A 14,179-nucleotide genomic window follows, 5' to 3' on the forward strand; every position below is an offset into this window, starting at 1 on the left:
TCCTAGCGGTCGGCGAAAGCCGGCATCGCGGAGGATGAGAAGTTGATGGTGTCAAGCATGTTCAGCAACGCTCTGACGGTATCGAGGGAGGTCATGCATACGACCCCGTTCTCAACCGCTTCGCGGCGGATCCGGAATCCGTCACGTTCCGGCGTTTTGCCTTTGGTCAGCGTGTTGAAGACGAACTGGGCTTCGCCGTTACGGATCAGGTCAAGAATGTTCGGCGTTCCGTCGCTAAGCTTTTGCACTGTTGTCACGAGGATTCCCGCGTTAGTAAGCGCATTGGCCGTGCCGCCGGTCGCATAGATTTTGTACCCGAGTCTTCTGAAGCCTTTCATCAGTTCAACCGCTTCATCTTTATCCTTGTCGGCTACGGTCACGATAATCGCGCCGGTGGAAGGAATCTTCATGCCTGCGCCGATCAGACCTTTGAACAGGGCCTTCGCGTATTGCAGATCGCGTCCCATGACTTCGCCCGTCGATTTCATTTCAGGTCCGAGGGTCGGTTCCACTCTGCGCAGTTTCGCGAAGGAGAACACCGGCACTTTAACCGATACGTATTCGCTTTCCGGCCACATGCCTTCCTCATAGCCCAAGTCCTTCAGCTTTTTGCCGAGGATCGCTTGCGTCGCAAGATTGGCCATCGGGATGGTCGTGACCTTGCTCAGGAACGGAACCGTCCGGGAAGAGCGCGGGTTCACCTCGATGACGTAGACTTCATCCTTGTAGATGACGAACTGGATGTTAACCAGACCGATCGTTTTCAATTCTTTGGCGATGCGTGTTGTGATGCTGACGATTTTATCCTTCAGATGCTGTTCCAGATGCTGAGGCGGATATACCGCGATCGAGTCGCCGGAGTGTACCCCTGCCCGTTCGATATGCTCCATAATGCCCGGGATAATAACCGTTTCGCCGTCGCAGATCGCGTCGACTTCGACTTCCTTCCCAAGCATGTAACGGTCAATCAGTACCGGATGATCCGGGTTGATCTTCACGGCTTCTTCCATGTAGCTCAGCAGCTCCGCGTCGGAGTATACGATTTCCATGGCCCGTCCGCCGAGGACGTACGAAGGTCTCACGAGCACCGGATAGCCGAGCGATTGCGCCGTACCGACCGCTTCATCCACCGAGGTCACGGTGCTGCCCTTCGGCTGGGCGATATCCAGACGGGACAGGAGCGCTTCGAACTTTTTGCGGTTCTCGGCTTCATCGATGCTTTCCAGGCTCGTTCCGAGAATCGGAACGCCTGCCGCGCTGAGCGGTCCCGCCAGGTTGATCGCGGTCTGTCCGCCGAACTGCACGATGACTCCGATCGGCTTCTCCTGCTCGATCACGTTCATGACATCCTCGAAGAACAGCGGCTCGAAGTAGAGTCTGTCCGAGGTGTTGAAGTCCGTGGATACCGTCTCCGGATTGTTATTGATGATGACCGCTTCGTAACCTGCGTTTTGGATGGCCCATACCGCATGTACGGTCGAGTAGTCGAACTCGATGCCTTGGCCGATCCGGATCGGTCCGGAACCCAGCACCACCACTTTTTCCTTGTTCGATTTGGTCACTTCGTTCTCGGTTTCATAGGTCGAGTAGTAGTATGGCGTCGAAGCTTCAAACTCGGCCGCGCAGGTATCTACCATTTTGTACACCGGACGCAGATCATGCTTAAGCCGATAGCCGCGAACCTCCGCTTCCGTCGTGTAACTGTCCGCCAATACCTGCGCGCGGATTTCGGCAATCGCACGGTCCGTAAAGCCCATGCGTTTCGCCTCGTAAAGGGTCTCGTATGTGAGCTCCTTCTGCTTGATTTGCGCTTCAAAGGCGATCATTCCTTGCAGCTTGTCGAGGAACCACCAGTCGATTTGGGTCAGATCCTGGATCGATTGAAGATCGAAACCGCGGCGGAAGGCTTCCGCAATCAGGAAGATACGCTCGTCGTCCACTTTGACCAGACGCTCTTTCAGCACCTCTTCGCTCAGCTCGTCGGTTCCCTTCAGATACAAGCGGTGCACACCGATTTCCAGGGAGCGGATCGCCTTGTGAATGGATTCTTCAAAGGTACGTCCGATCGCCATGACTTCGCCGGTTGCTTTCATTTGCGTACCCAGCTTGCGGTTGGCGTGAATGAATTTATCGAATGGCCAGCGCGGGATTTTGCTTACAATGTAATCCAGCGTCGGCTCAAAGCATGCGTAAGTTTGGCCCGTCACCGGGTTAGTCAGTTCATCCAGTGTGTATCCCAGAGCGATTTTGGCAGCCATTTTGGCGATCGGATAGCCGGTCGCTTTCGAAGCCAGGGCCGACGAGCGGCTTACCCGCGGGTTCACTTCGATGACATAGTATTGGTAGCTGTGCGGATCGAGCGCTAACTGCACGTTGCAGCCGCCTTCGATGTTCAAGGCACGGATGATTTTGAGGGATGCCGATCTCAGCATTTGATACTCGCGGTCAGACAGTGTCTGGCTCGGTGCCACAACGATACTGTCGCCAGTGTGTACGCCGACCGGATCGAAGTTCTCCATGTTGCAGACGACGATGCAGTTATCGTTCGCGTCGCGCATCACTTCGTATTCGACTTCCTTCATGCCCGCGATGCTCTTCTCGATCAGGCATTGTCCGATCGGGCTGTAGCGGATGCCGGAGGATACCGTCTCGCGCAGCTCTTCTTCGGTTGCACAGATGCCGCCGCCCGTACCTCCGAGCGTGTAAGCCGGACGGACGATGACCGGATATCCGACTTCTTCGGCGAACAGCAGCGATTCTTGAAGCGTAGTCACGATCGTGCTTTCCGGTACCGGCTGATCCAGCTCACGCATCAGTTCGCGGAACAGATCGCGGTCTTCAGCCTTCTCGATTGAAGTCAGCTGGGTTCCGAGCAGTTTGACGTTCTCCTGCTCCAGAATGCCTGCTTTCGCCAATTCCACCGCCATGTTCAGACCGGTTTGGCCGCCAAGCGTCGGCAGAAGTCCGTCCGGACGCTCCTGGCGGATGATTTGCGTTACGAAATCCAGCGTGATCGGCTCAATATAGACTTTGTCGGCCATATTGGTGTCCGTCATGATGGTAGCAGGGTTGCTGTTGATCAGAATAACCTCAACGCCTTCTTCCTTGAGTGCTTCGCAGGCCTGCGTGCCTGCGTAGTCAAATTCCGCTGCCTGACCGATGACGATCGGGCCCGAGCCGATAACGAGGATTTTCTTGAGCTGTTTATTAAGTGGCATATTAACGTTCTCCTTTCGCGGCTGCTGCAAGCTCAGCCTGGCGCGGGTTCACCGGATTTTGCTGTTTATGTTCGCGGATCATCTCCAGGAACTGATCGAACAGGTAGCTGTTGTCATAAGGTCCTGGGGCTGCTTCCGGATGGTATTGTACCGTAAAGGCCGGATATTTTTTATGCTTCAGGCCTTCGATCGTTTTGTCGTTATTGTTGATGTGCGTGACTTCAAGCTCCGTGCCTGCAACCGAATCCTCGTTTACCGTGTAGCCATGGTTTTGGGAGGTGATGTAGCAGCGGTTTGTTTTCAGATCCTTCACGGGGTGGTTTCCGCCGCGATGGCCGAATTTAAGCTTTTCCGTATCGGCTCCGCAAGCCAGCGCGAACAGCTGATGGCCGAGGCAGATGCCGAAGATCGGATATTCGCCGAGAAGTTCCTGGATGGTGCGGATGGCATGAGGCACGTCTTTCGGATCCCCAGGTCCGTTGGAAAGCTGGATGCCGTCCGGATTGAGACGGCGGATTTCATCGGCCGTCGTGTCTTGCGGCACGACTACCACGTCGCAGCCGCGGGCTGTCAGCTCGCGCAGGATGCCCGTCTTGGCACCGTAGTCTACCAGCACGATCCGCTCTCTGGAACCTGGGCTGCTGTATACATGCTTCGTCGATACAGTCTCAACCTGATTGGTCAGGATCGGGCTTGCTGCCAGGCGTTCTCTCAGCTCTTCGACCGACTGGGCAGATGTCGTCAGGATGCCCTTCATCGTTCCGTGCTGGCGGATCATGCGGGTCAGCATCCGGGTATCGATGCCGCTGATTCCCACAATGCCATATTCCTTGAGCAAGCTGTCGACGCTGTATTCCGCGCGCCAGTTGCTTGGCACCGTTTCGTGGCGGCGCACGACGAAGCCGTGCACGAATGGCGCCACGGATTCGAAGTCATCGCGCGTAATGCCGTAGTTTCCGATCAGCGGATAGGTCATCGTCACGATCTGTCCGCAGTAGGATGGATCCGACAGCACCTCCTGATATCCAGTAATTCCTGTGTTAAATACAACCTCACCCGTTTTTTCACCTTCGGCTCCGAATGCGCTGCCCGTAAACAGCGTTCCGTCTTCCAGAAGCAATCTTGCCTGCATTCCACTCACTCCTCTGTCAAATACGTATGTTTGAGAATGCCGCCAACCATTTCGTGGTGAGCAGCATTTGCTCTTGTCTATTTCATGGCGTTGCTTGGTGTTGCATCGTCCGGCTGCAGCCGGCTTTATTCGGACCAGACGATATTGCCGTTCATCCATGTTTTGACCGGCCAGCCTTTCAGCTTCCAGCCCATGAATGGCGTGTTGCGTCCTTTGGTCGCGAAAGTTTGCGGATCAACCTCTTTTTCCGTTTCCAGATCGATCATCGTCAGATCCGCAGGAGCGCCTTCTTCCAATCTCCCCGTATCCAGTCTGAACACCTTGGCAGGATCGGCGGTCATGCGGCGCACGAGCAGCGAAAGATCCCATTTCCCGGTGGCCACGAATTTCGTGTACAGCAGCGGGAAGGCTGTTTCGAATCCGACGATTCCAAAAGGCGCCATTTCCATGCCTTTGGCTTTTTCCTCTTCGCTATGTGGGGCATGGTCCGTGACGATGATGTCCAGCGTTCCGTCCAGCAGAGCCTCAATGCAAGCCTCTACGTCCCGCGGCGAGCGGAGCGGAGGATTCATTTTCCAGTTCGCGTCCAATCCCGGGATGTCTTCGTCGGACAGCAGCAGATGATGCGGACATACCTCTGCGGTAACGTTGATGCCGATCGATTTCGCTTGGCGGATCAGCCGGATGGATTGCTCTGTGCTGACATGGCATACGTGGTAATGTACGCCTGTCGCTTCTGCGAGCAGGATATCCCGGCCGACATGAATCGCTTCAGACTCGTTTGGAATCCCTACCAGGCCGTGCTGTTCCGCGAATTTGCCTTCCGTCACACAGCCTCTTTCCACCAGCGAGTTCTCTTCGCAGTGTGCGATAACCGGCATATCCAGCTCTGCAGCCATCTTCATCGCATTCTTCATCATCTGCGCGTTTTGCACACCTACGCCGTCATCGGTAAATCCGATCGCTCCAGCTGCCTTAAGTGCCGTGAAATCGGTCAGCTCGCGTCCCAACTCCCTTACGGTGATGGCCGCATAAGGAAGGACTTTGACGATTCCTGCCTTGCGCGCTTTCTCCAGCACGAATTGCACCGTCTCAGGGTTGTCTGTCACCGGCTTCGTGTTCGGCATGCAGGCGATCGTCGTAAACCCGCCCTTTGCGGCCGAACGGCTGCCGGTTTCAATCGTTTCTTTATGTTCAAAGCCAGGTTCGCGCAAATGGACATGCATATCGATCAGGCCAGGCGTAACCAGCTTACCCGCTGCGTCGGTGATTTCCGCGCCTTCCTGCGTAGACCAATCCGACTCGCCGTCAATCAGAGTCCGGATGACTCCGTCCTCCAGGATGATATGCTTTTTAACCAGTTCACCTTGTTCATTCAACACGCTGGCATTCGTAATAATGTGCACGCTGTTACCTCCGCTCGTTGATTGGCGCCGTGGCTTCCAATCTATTGTATAATATTAATTCATGTTTGTGTATATTTATTAGTATATTTCCGTATAAAAAGTTAAGCTCTTTTATTTCAAGGCTCTTTCCATGACCGCCATCCGCACCGGCACGCCGTTGCTCATCTGGGTAAATATCGCCGATTGTGAGCATTCCACCACCGCGTCGTCGATTTCCACATTCCGGTTCACCGGCGCCGGATGCATAATCAGCGTATGCTTCGACAATCTTGCGGCCCGCTCTTCCGTCAGACCGTACTGTGCCCGGTAATCCTCGGAGGATTTGAACAATCCCTTCTCGTGCCGCTCCAGCTGCACGCGCAGCATCATGACCACGTCCGCCTTCAAGGCTTCCTCCATCGTAACGTAAGGTGCATCCAGCTCCGATGCCTGCATATTTTGCGGAGCGCAGAATCTGACGTCGGCTCCGAATTTGCGAAGCGCCCACAGATCCGAGCGGGCTACGCGGCTGTGCGAGATGTCGCCGATGATCGAGACGATCAGCCCTTGCAGCGTTCCGAATTTCCTTTTCATTGTGAAGAGATCGAGGAGCGCCTGTGTTGGATGCTCGTTGTTACCGTCCCCGGCGTTGATCAGCGGGACTGAAATTTTGCCCGCCAGATCCTCCAGCACGCCGGAAGGCTTCAGCCGGATCACGCCCGCGTCGATTCCCATGGATTCCAGCGTTTTGACCGTATCATAGATCGACTCGCCTTTCTCCACGCTGGAGGCCGCAGCCGCGAAGTTCAGAACCTGAGCTCCGAGCCGCTTCTCCGCCATTTCGAAGGAAAAGCGCGTGCGCGTGCTGTTTTCGAAGAACATGTTCGCCACAAAGCTTGTGCTCAGCACCGGTACGACTTTTTCCTGCTGCGACGCCCAGTACGCCGCCCGGTCCAGAATCGATTCGATTTCGCCGCGGCTGAGATCCTTCAATCCGAGCAAGCTGCGTTCCTTAAGCTTCGTCATCGTCATCATGTTCATTTCTCCTCCCGGTTTTGGAAAATCGTGACCTCATCCTTGCCGTCCGTTTCCGTTAACGCCACTTCGATTTGCTCCTGCCGCGAAGTCGGTACGTTCTTGCCGATATAATCCGGCCGGATCGGCAGCTCGCGGTGTCCCCGATCCGCGAGTACGGCCAGCTGGATCATTTGCGGCCTGCCGCAATCCATCAGGGCATCCATCGCCGCCCGGATCGTCCGCCCGGTGTAGAGCACATCGTCGAAGAGTATGATTTTTTTATCTTCTATTTGAAGAGCCTTCAGCTCCTGGTTCACATTCATAGCTGCCTTGGTATCGATATCCTTCTGGTCATCCCGGTATGGCGTGACGTCAATGGCGCCCCAGGAAACCGGCGTACCCTCGATTTCGAGGATTTTGGCGGCAAGCCTTTGTGCGAGGAATTCTCCGCGCGTCTTGATGCCGATCAGAACGCAGTTTTCAATCCCTTTATTCCTCTCCAGTATTTCGTGTGCAATCCGTGTCAGTGCGCGGCGGATCGCCGTTTCATCCATTATGACATGCACTTCAGAACTCATGCTCCACACTCCTTTTTGTTATAGGGATTTTGACTACATTATCACCCGTGAGCATGCAAAAAACTCCTTGCCGCAGAAGGCAAGGAGTTAACGTCGTTAGACATATTGGGACGCAGAGGAACCTTTGCAGGTCCGCGCAAAAAAAGACATGCGCATGCCGCGAAAGTGAACCTCGGTTCACGTTACCTTGCCAGCCTCACGGGACTGAATTAAAGGTGCATATTCAACTGGAGATAATTATGACAGACGGGCTGCCGCATGTCAACAGGCACAGCCCTTTTTTATGACTGGAAACTTATTCCGGCAGATTGCGCTGTGGCAGCGGTTCAGGTTGAGCCTGGGCCGGCGGAGTTGTTTCCACAGCCTCCACATGCTTCCGGCTTGACGAAGGCGGCGGGGAATCCCCGAAAATCTCGTTCATTTCCTTCTTAACTTCGCGCAGCGTTCTCCCGGCGGCACGCCCTAATCCCGGAAGCTTATTGGGCCCAAACAGCAGCAAAGCCAGAACCGCTAAAAGAATAAAACCCGGTACACCGATATCACTTAGCATTTTGGATGAAAACCTCCTCTGGTCGATCGATCTGATACATGGTTCATTTGACGGCTTGTCCGCTCCCTAATGCTTAAACGGCTCCGTAATTCATGCGGTCATCGTATTTGGAATCCAGGCGCTGCTGCTTACGATAGACGACACGGGACATCAGCACGCTGACCTCATACAAAACGATAAACGGCACAGACACCGAAATATGCGAAAAGAACTCCGGGGGCGAAATCATGCATGCTATAAATACGAGCACCATATAAGCTACTTTCCTCATTTTCCCGAGCTTAACCGGGTTCAGAATACGCAGCCGCGTCAGAAACATGGAAATGACCGGCAGCTCGAACGCAAGGGATACCGGGACCACGATATTCGTTAGAAAAGAAAAATACTGGGCAATCCCGTAGGTCTCCACAAGACCTAAATTTTTGGTGGTATCCGTCGTAAAACGAAATGCCATCGGAAACACGACGAAGTAAGCAAATACGAACCCGACGATAATCAGCAGAAACGCCACGGGAACGTACTTGAGTGCCGCCAGGCGTTCGTCCTTCCGGAGTCCCCTTTTAACGAAGCTCCAGATTTGCAGCAGCGTGAACGGAACGGCAACGACCATGGACAATGCCGCGGAAAGATACATGTAAATTTTAATGCCGTCAAAAGGGCTGAACGCATTCCAGGTCACAAGCGAAGCCGGCGGCCGGCTTTTCAGAAAATGCAGGACATCTCCCGTAAAAAACATTGCGGTGATCATCGACACCAGAAAAACGGCGAGAATCCAGAACAGTCTTTTGCGCAGTTCGGTTAAATGCTCCACATATAGAGACCAGTTCAAGCGATTTAGCAGGTTGTTAAGCAGGTTGATCAGCTCCTGTATTCATAAGCATACATCGTTTTCATACCTACCACTTTACCATTTTTGCCGCATAAAATGAACTAAAGTTTAATCTGACTCCCCCCGGTATCCCTCCGCATTTCCGTCAGACGCTCCAAAACGATGCGCACCGCGATGGCATCATCAATATAACCGAAAGGAAAAGTGAAATCAGGAATGATATCAGCGGAGAGTACGAAATAGAGAAGCGCGCTGCCGATGACAGGCTTCTCCTCCTCCGGCAGGTGCCCCGAGGCATATTCATTGTATAAATCCATTAATTGATCAATATAATAACCGGCGCTCTGCAATTGATCCAGTTTAGGCAAAAAGGAAGCCTCGATCATCTTCCTGCCTTCATCCGTCCTTGCATAAGCCTCATATTTATACAGCTCCTGACGGATTTGACCGACGATGCCCTCCAGTTGGATCCCGATGCCGCGCAAAGCCTCTTTGAGCTCGTCAATTCCGTCATTAGGTTCCGGGGATTCCAGTCCCGCCGCAGAAAGAAGCTCCATAAGCGGAATGTCCAGATGCTGCGCAAACAAGCTAAGATGCTCCAGCTTCGGCCGCTGCTTTCCGCTCACGATCCGCGATATCGTCGCGGTATCCAGATCAATGATCCCGCTCAGCTTACGCATGGACATCGACTTGCTTGCAAGCGCCGACTTGATCAAATGCCCCAGCTTTGATTGTCCGGAGCCCCGCTCACCTTCTGAAGCCATTGAACCTCACCGCCTCGCTTTAATTTCCATGAATTGTTGAAAATTTCTCAACAGAAGATGCATCCATGCGTCACTTTTTTGAAGCCTCCTCAATAAGATATATGAGGATTTTGCAAATTCCTGAATTTATTTTCGCAATAACAACAAGGAGTGTGCTCAGCAAATGATTTCTCCGTGGCTATCTTCCATCTCCATTGCCCTCGCATCCAATCTGGATAACGCAGGTGTCGGCGCCGCATACGGCATGAGAAAGATCAAGATTCCTTTTCTGGCAAGCACCGTGATTGCATTTATGGGTTTTCTGCTTACGCTCGTCGGCGGTTTGTTCGGAAAAGCCATAGCCCTTTGGATGCCTCCTCTGGTATGTAACATTATCGGTATGATTATTCTGGTGGCCATTGGCCTCTGGGTAATGCTTCAGCCTTTCTTGCAGCAAAAAAAAGAAGCGGCCCGCGAAAAGCCGCAAGGGTTAATTAAAGATATCCTGAAAAATCCGGAGGCTGCCGATTTCAACAAATCCCAAACCGTTGATTTCAAGGAATCCATTATTCTCGGCATCGCGCTCTCCATCAATAATCTTGCCGGTGGCTTCGACGCGGGCATCACCCATATTAACATATGGGAAACCTCCATTTTTTCGGGTGTGTTCAGCTATTTGTGCATCGGCATTTGTTCGCTGCTCGGCCGTAAGATCGCCGGGGAACGCCTTGGCAAAGGCGCAAGCTGGGTCGCCGGCATCATCCTGATTGCCATCGGTCTTCATCAAGTGATCTGATGCTCGGATGCTTGCAAAAGAAGGCTGCCCTTGAGGGGCAGCCTTCTTCCATAGATAGCGTTATTTGCGAACGTAGTGAATGAACTTCTCCAATGCTTCCGTATCGGTAATCAGCTGATTGCAGGCATGATTGTCGATGCAGACGTATTGGCCGACGGAAGAGTAATTATCCGGTAATGCATTCTTTGTCTTGACCGAAAAGAAGGCAAGTTCCTGGTGCCTATTGCAGAACAGGCAATACCCCTTTTTGTTGGTCGGCGTGATTCTTCCTTCGATGCCGACGAATTGTCCGTCGGACGGATAAATGATGAACAGCCGGTTCGTGGCAACATCTACCCAGCCCAGATACGTCACGAACCGGAAATCGATGGTTTGCAGATCAGGTATTTTCAGTTTTTTATTTTTAGGAAACAACTTCTGAATCTGCTTCAGCGTAATCGGCGGAAACGGCACCACATAGGCTTCTAATTCGCTGAGATATCTCTGGAAGTCGTAAGCCGTCTCAAAGGCTGTGATCCGTTCCAGCATGTGACGCTGATCTCCTGTAAGGAAATCGAATGCTTCGGTAATCGTCGCCGCCGCACGAAACCTTACGGTCTCCAAGACTCTGCGGTCCGAGACGGTTCGCAGTGTTTTCAGAAGGAACTCCGTTTGCTTTTTAATGACGTTATACTGATGGTTTCTAATAAATAATGTGCTCATAGCTCTTCAGCCCCTTATTTTTAATAAAAAATTAGATAAGGTGCAAAGCCGTTATAGACAACGATAAAGCTTTAGTTTGGGCGATCGAATCCATTGTATCGCACCCTCACGCCAAAGTATCGCCCCTGTTCAGGCTTTGCATGAGGATTTCCTAGCAAATGAGCAATTGAGCATTGCCACCCTACACAACCTCCATTCCTAAATCAATGGAAAAAGTATAGCAAAGCTGCACGGAGCACGAAATTGAGAGATCGATTATAATCAAAAAATACCTAAAAAGGCAGCCTTTCGGCTGCCCCACAAACGCTTTAGCTTATTCGCTATTAAAATTCAAACTCCACGTCGCTCAGACGACGTTTAATTTCAGAAATTACGCGCTTCTCGTCTTCTTCTCCACTGGCAATAAACGTGACGGAGAAGCGAACGAAATGGCCTGCATCATCCCAAGGCACGCTCGAGATGAGCTTTTCGCGGATCAGGAACTGGGAGAAATCCTCGCCGGACTGAAAACGCGCACCGCCTTTGATTCCTTTCGGCGCTTCCACGTACAGGAAGAAAGAGCCTTTCGGCTTCTCGGCCTGAAAGCCCAGCTCGTTCAGAGCGGCAACCAGCATTTCGTGGCGGCGGGAATATTTGGCCGCGATCTTTTCCGTAATCTGCGGATTGTAAAGCCCATATGCAGCCGCCTTTTGAATCGCGATGAACTGACCGGAATCGTTGTTATCCTTCACATCGCCAAAGGCTTTGACTACAAGCGGGTTCCCTGCGATGAAGCCGATCCGCCATCCGGTCATGTTGTAGGATTTGGACAACGAATGAAGCTCCACGCCTACGTCTTTGGCACCCGGAACAGAAAGGAAGCTCAGCGGCTTCAATCCGTCATAGGTCAGCGCCGCGTATGGTGCGTCATGCACAATCACAACATCATGCTTTTTAGCCCAGGCTACGACTTCGGTAAAAAATTCAACCGTCGCGCTTGCCCCCGTCGGGTTATTCGGATAGTTAAGATAAAAAAGCTTGGCGCGCTTGGCAATGTCTTCAGGGATCGAGTTCAAGTCAGGCAGGAAGTTGTTCTCTTTTTTGAGCTCTACGTTGTATACTTCCCCGCCCAGATATTTGGTGTGCGTTCCCATGACCGGGTATCCCGGAACCGTCATGATGGTGACATCGCCGGGATTGATAAAGCAGGAAGGCAGCATGGCCAGGGCCGGCTTCGATCCGATGGAATGAAGCACTTCGGTTTCCGGATCGATTCCTTCCACGCTAAAAACTTCGTTCAAATAGTGCGCAGCCGCTTGTTTGAACTCGGCGATGCCGTTATCGGCATAACCCCGGTTTTCAGGCTTGGCCGCTTCCTCGGCAAGCTTCGCGACGATTCCCGCATCCGCCATTTCATCCGGCTCGCCGACACCCAGGTCGATCAGCTCTACATCGGGGAAATCCTTTTTCGCTTGCGCCTTCGCGCGTTTGATTTTCTCGAATTTGTAGATTGCCGTATCTTTACCGTAATTGGAGCCGCCAATGCGGTCCGCAAAATTGTTTTGAATAAACGTATTTTGATATTGTTCGATCGTCATTATCTTGTTCATCTCCCATTTAGGCTGCAAAAAATATATCCTAAATATGAAGGAATCCATGGCTGAATGCCATGGACTAATTATCGTATCATTTGTACTTTCATCGACTGCGCAGGTTTGCAAGCAGTTCTACCATATCGGCAGGAAGTTCTGCCGTAAATTCCATATATTCTCCGCTCGACGGATGAATAAAACCAAGCACTTTAGCATGCAGCGCCTGCCCGTCCATCTTGATGCCTTTGTTGCGTCCGTACAGCGGATCCCCTACGAGCGGATGCCCGATAAATTTCATATGAACGCGGATTTGATGGGTTCTTCCCGTCTCAAGCTGCAGTTCCAGCAGGGTATAATCCCCGAAGCGCTCCAAAACGGCAAAATGCGTGACGGCATGCTTGCTGTTTTTTTCGATCACCGTAAACATCTTGCGGTCCTGAGGATCGCGGCCGATCGGTGCGTCAACCGTCCCCTGGTCATGGCTAACGTTGCCGTGGACCAGAGCGACATACCGGCGGGTCACGCTGTGATCCTTAAGCTGCGCGGCAAGCGAGGCATGCGCCTTATCATTCTTCGCCGCCATCAGGAGCCCCGAGGTATCCTTATCGATCCGATGCACGATCCCTGGGCGAAGCTCCCCGTTAATGCCAGAGAGGTCCTTGCAGTGGTACATCAGCGCATTGACGAGTGTTCCCGAGCCGTGTCCAGGAGCCGGATGCACGACCATGCCTCTCGGTTTGTTGACGACAATGACATCGCGGTCCTCATAAGCGACATCAAGCGGGATATCCTCCGGCACAATTTCCACCGCGGCCGGTTCCGGAACCGACACTTCCAGACGATCCCCTTCCGCAAGCTTGTAGTTGGCTTTCACAGGATTTCCGTTGACCTTGACTTGCCCGGAAGCAATCCACAGCTGAACCTGGGATCTCGATACTTCATCTTCCCAGGATTCGGTGATATATTTATCGATCCGATCCCTGGCATAAGCCCGGTCAATCACCCACTCCCTGATCTCGGTTTCACTCACACGATTTCATTCCCTTCTTCGGTCTTGCTCTCCGGTGTCGTTTTGTTCAAATCAATCAAAGAATCCAAAATAATGAGCGCTACCCCGACGACAATGCAGGAATCGGCGATGTTGAAGATCGGAAACGTGTAGCTGCCAAAATTAAACATCAAAAAGTCTACCACTTCCCCGTTCAGCGCACGGTCGAGAAAATTACCGATCGCTCCGCCAAGAACAAGACTGAGTGCAATCGGCAGCAGCTTGCGTGATGATGATTTTCTCACCCGCTGCATGTACCAAATAATAGCGATGACCACAACCACGGTGATAACGATGAAAAACCATCTCTGGTTCGGAAGAATACCGAACGCAGCGCCCCGGTTACGACTGGAGGTAATCACGAAAAAGTTGCCGATGACCGGGATTTCTTCGCCGATCTCCAATTGTTTGGCAATCACAAATTTTGTCCCTTGATCCACTAGAAAAGCAATTAAAGCGAGTATGTAGTACCACACAGCACCAAGTCACTCCGTTCTTATCAATTAGGCCGCCGGAAATATGACGGCAACATGTCATGTAAAGACCTGTATATTGTAGCACAGCACCTCAGAAATCGTCCATTAACGTCCATCCCCGATAAGATTTTCCT

At 52.4% G+C, this 14,179-nt stretch carries 13 protein-coding genes; 1 reads left to right on the top strand and 12 read right to left on the bottom strand.

Annotation, left to right across the window (positions count from 1 at the left end; translation table 11 throughout):
• Nucleotides 1-2 precede the first annotated feature (2 nt).
• The 8 genes from carB to PCH05_RS06970 form a co-directional block, all read right to left on the bottom strand.
• Nucleotides 3-3,218 (bottom strand): carbamoyl-phosphate synthase large subunit, encoded by a 3,216-nt coding sequence (gene carB, locus PCH05_RS06935; RefSeq protein ID WP_127601643.1) that lies wholly within the window; start codon nt 3,216-3,218, stop codon nt 3-5.
• A gap of 1 nt (nt 3,219) precedes the next feature.
• Nucleotides 3,220-4,350, bottom strand: a complete 1,131-nt coding sequence (locus tag PCH05_RS06940) for a carbamoyl phosphate synthase small subunit (protein ID WP_127601644.1) — start codon at nt 4,348-4,350, stop codon at nt 3,220-3,222.
• A gap of 125 nt (nt 4,351-4,475) precedes the next feature.
• Nucleotides 4,476-5,756: a dihydroorotase gene (gene pyrC / locus PCH05_RS06945; protein WP_127601645.1), complete on the bottom strand. Its 1,281-nt coding sequence runs from the start codon at nt 5,754-5,756 to the stop codon at nt 4,476-4,478.
• A gap of 111 nt (nt 5,757-5,867) precedes the next feature.
• Nucleotides 5,868-6,770: an aspartate carbamoyltransferase catalytic subunit gene (locus tag PCH05_RS06950; protein ID WP_127601646.1), complete on the bottom strand. Its 903-nt coding sequence runs from the start codon at nt 6,768-6,770 to the stop codon at nt 5,868-5,870.
• A 2-nt stretch (nt 6,771-6,772) separates the two neighbouring features.
• On the bottom strand, nt 6,773-7,330 hold the full coding sequence (pyrR, locus tag PCH05_RS06955) for a bifunctional pyr operon transcriptional regulator/uracil phosphoribosyltransferase PyrR (protein WP_127601647.1): 558 nt from the start codon (nt 7,328-7,330) through the stop codon (nt 6,773-6,775).
• 295 nt (nt 7,331-7,625) lie between these two features.
• Nucleotides 7,626-7,880 carry a twin-arginine translocase TatA/TatE family subunit gene (locus PCH05_RS06960; protein WP_127601648.1) on the bottom strand — a complete coding sequence of 85 codons (255 nt, stop codon included), beginning with the start codon at nt 7,878-7,880 and terminating at the stop codon, nt 7,626-7,628.
• 73 nt (nt 7,881-7,953) lie between these two features.
• Entirely contained in the window at nt 7,954-8,691 is a 738-nt protein-coding gene (tatC, locus tag PCH05_RS06965; protein WP_246049394.1) for a twin-arginine translocase subunit TatC, read from the bottom strand.
• A 119-nt stretch (nt 8,692-8,810) separates the two neighbouring features.
• Nucleotides 8,811-9,473: a DUF1232 domain-containing protein gene (locus PCH05_RS06970; RefSeq protein WP_127601650.1), complete on the bottom strand. Its 663-nt coding sequence runs from the start codon at nt 9,471-9,473 to the stop codon at nt 8,811-8,813.
• Between the two features lie 124 nt (nt 9,474-9,597).
• Here PCH05_RS06970 and ytaF point away from each other — a divergent pair, with 124 nt between their 5' ends.
• Entirely contained in the window at nt 9,598-10,248 is a 651-nt protein-coding gene (ytaF, locus tag PCH05_RS06975) for a sporulation membrane protein YtaF (RefSeq protein WP_281278750.1), read from the top strand.
• Between the two features lie 60 nt (nt 10,249-10,308).
• Here ytaF and PCH05_RS06980 read toward each other — a convergent pair whose 3' ends face one another.
• From PCH05_RS06980 to lspA, 4 genes are all read right to left on the bottom strand, one after another.
• Nucleotides 10,309-10,950 (bottom strand): FusB/FusC family EF-G-binding protein, encoded by a 642-nt coding sequence (locus PCH05_RS06980; protein ID WP_127601652.1) that lies wholly within the window; start codon nt 10,948-10,950, stop codon nt 10,309-10,311.
• A gap of 323 nt (nt 10,951-11,273) precedes the next feature.
• Nucleotides 11,274-12,527: an LL-diaminopimelate aminotransferase gene (locus PCH05_RS06985; protein WP_127601653.1), complete on the bottom strand. Its 1,254-nt coding sequence runs from the start codon at nt 12,525-12,527 to the stop codon at nt 11,274-11,276.
• Nucleotides 12,528-12,627: 100 nt separating this feature from the next.
• On the bottom strand, nt 12,628-13,551 hold the full coding sequence (locus PCH05_RS06990) for an RluA family pseudouridine synthase (RefSeq protein ID WP_127601654.1): 924 nt from the start codon (nt 13,549-13,551) through the stop codon (nt 12,628-12,630).
• Nucleotides 13,548-14,045 carry a signal peptidase II gene (gene lspA, locus PCH05_RS06995; RefSeq protein ID WP_127601655.1) on the bottom strand — a complete coding sequence of 166 codons (498 nt, stop codon included), beginning with the start codon at nt 14,043-14,045 and terminating at the stop codon, nt 13,548-13,550. Before lspA ends, PCH05_RS06990 begins: the two co-directional genes overlap by 4 nt.
• Nucleotides 14,046-14,179 lie beyond the last annotated feature (134 nt).

Origin of the sequence: Paenibacillus chibensis (assembly GCF_004001045.1) — a bacterium.
Classification (GTDB): Bacteria; Bacillota; Bacilli; order Paenibacillales; family Paenibacillaceae; genus Paenibacillus_AQ; species Paenibacillus_AQ chibensis.

Bases quoted from the DNA above. Each gene is read 5' to 3' on its own strand.
- carB (WP_127601643.1), bottom strand. From the start codon at position 3,218: ATGCCACTTAATAAACAGCTCAAGAAAATCCTCGTTATCGGCTCGGGC.
- PCH05_RS06940 (WP_127601644.1), bottom strand. From the start codon at position 4,350: ATGCAGGCAAGATTGCTTCTGGAAGACGGAACGCTGTTTACGGGCAGC.
- PCH05_RS06950 (WP_127601646.1), bottom strand. From the start codon at position 6,770: ATGATGACGATGACGAAGCTTAAGGAACGCAGCTTGCTCGGATTGAAG.
- pyrR (WP_127601647.1), bottom strand. From the start codon at position 7,330: ATGAGTTCTGAAGTGCATGTCATAATGGATGAAACGGCGATCCGCCGC.
- PCH05_RS06960 (WP_127601648.1), bottom strand. From the start codon at position 7,880: ATGCTAAGTGATATCGGTGTACCGGGTTTTATTCTTTTAGCGGTTCTG.
- PCH05_RS06970 (WP_127601650.1), bottom strand. From the start codon at position 9,473: ATGGCTTCAGAAGGTGAGCGGGGCTCCGGACAATCAAAGCTGGGGCAT.
- PCH05_RS06980 (WP_127601652.1), bottom strand. From the start codon at position 10,950: ATGAGCACATTATTTATTAGAAACCATCAGTATAACGTCATTAAAAAG.
- PCH05_RS06985 (WP_127601653.1), bottom strand. From the start codon at position 12,527: ATGACGATCGAACAATATCAAAATACGTTTATTCAAAACAATTTTGCG.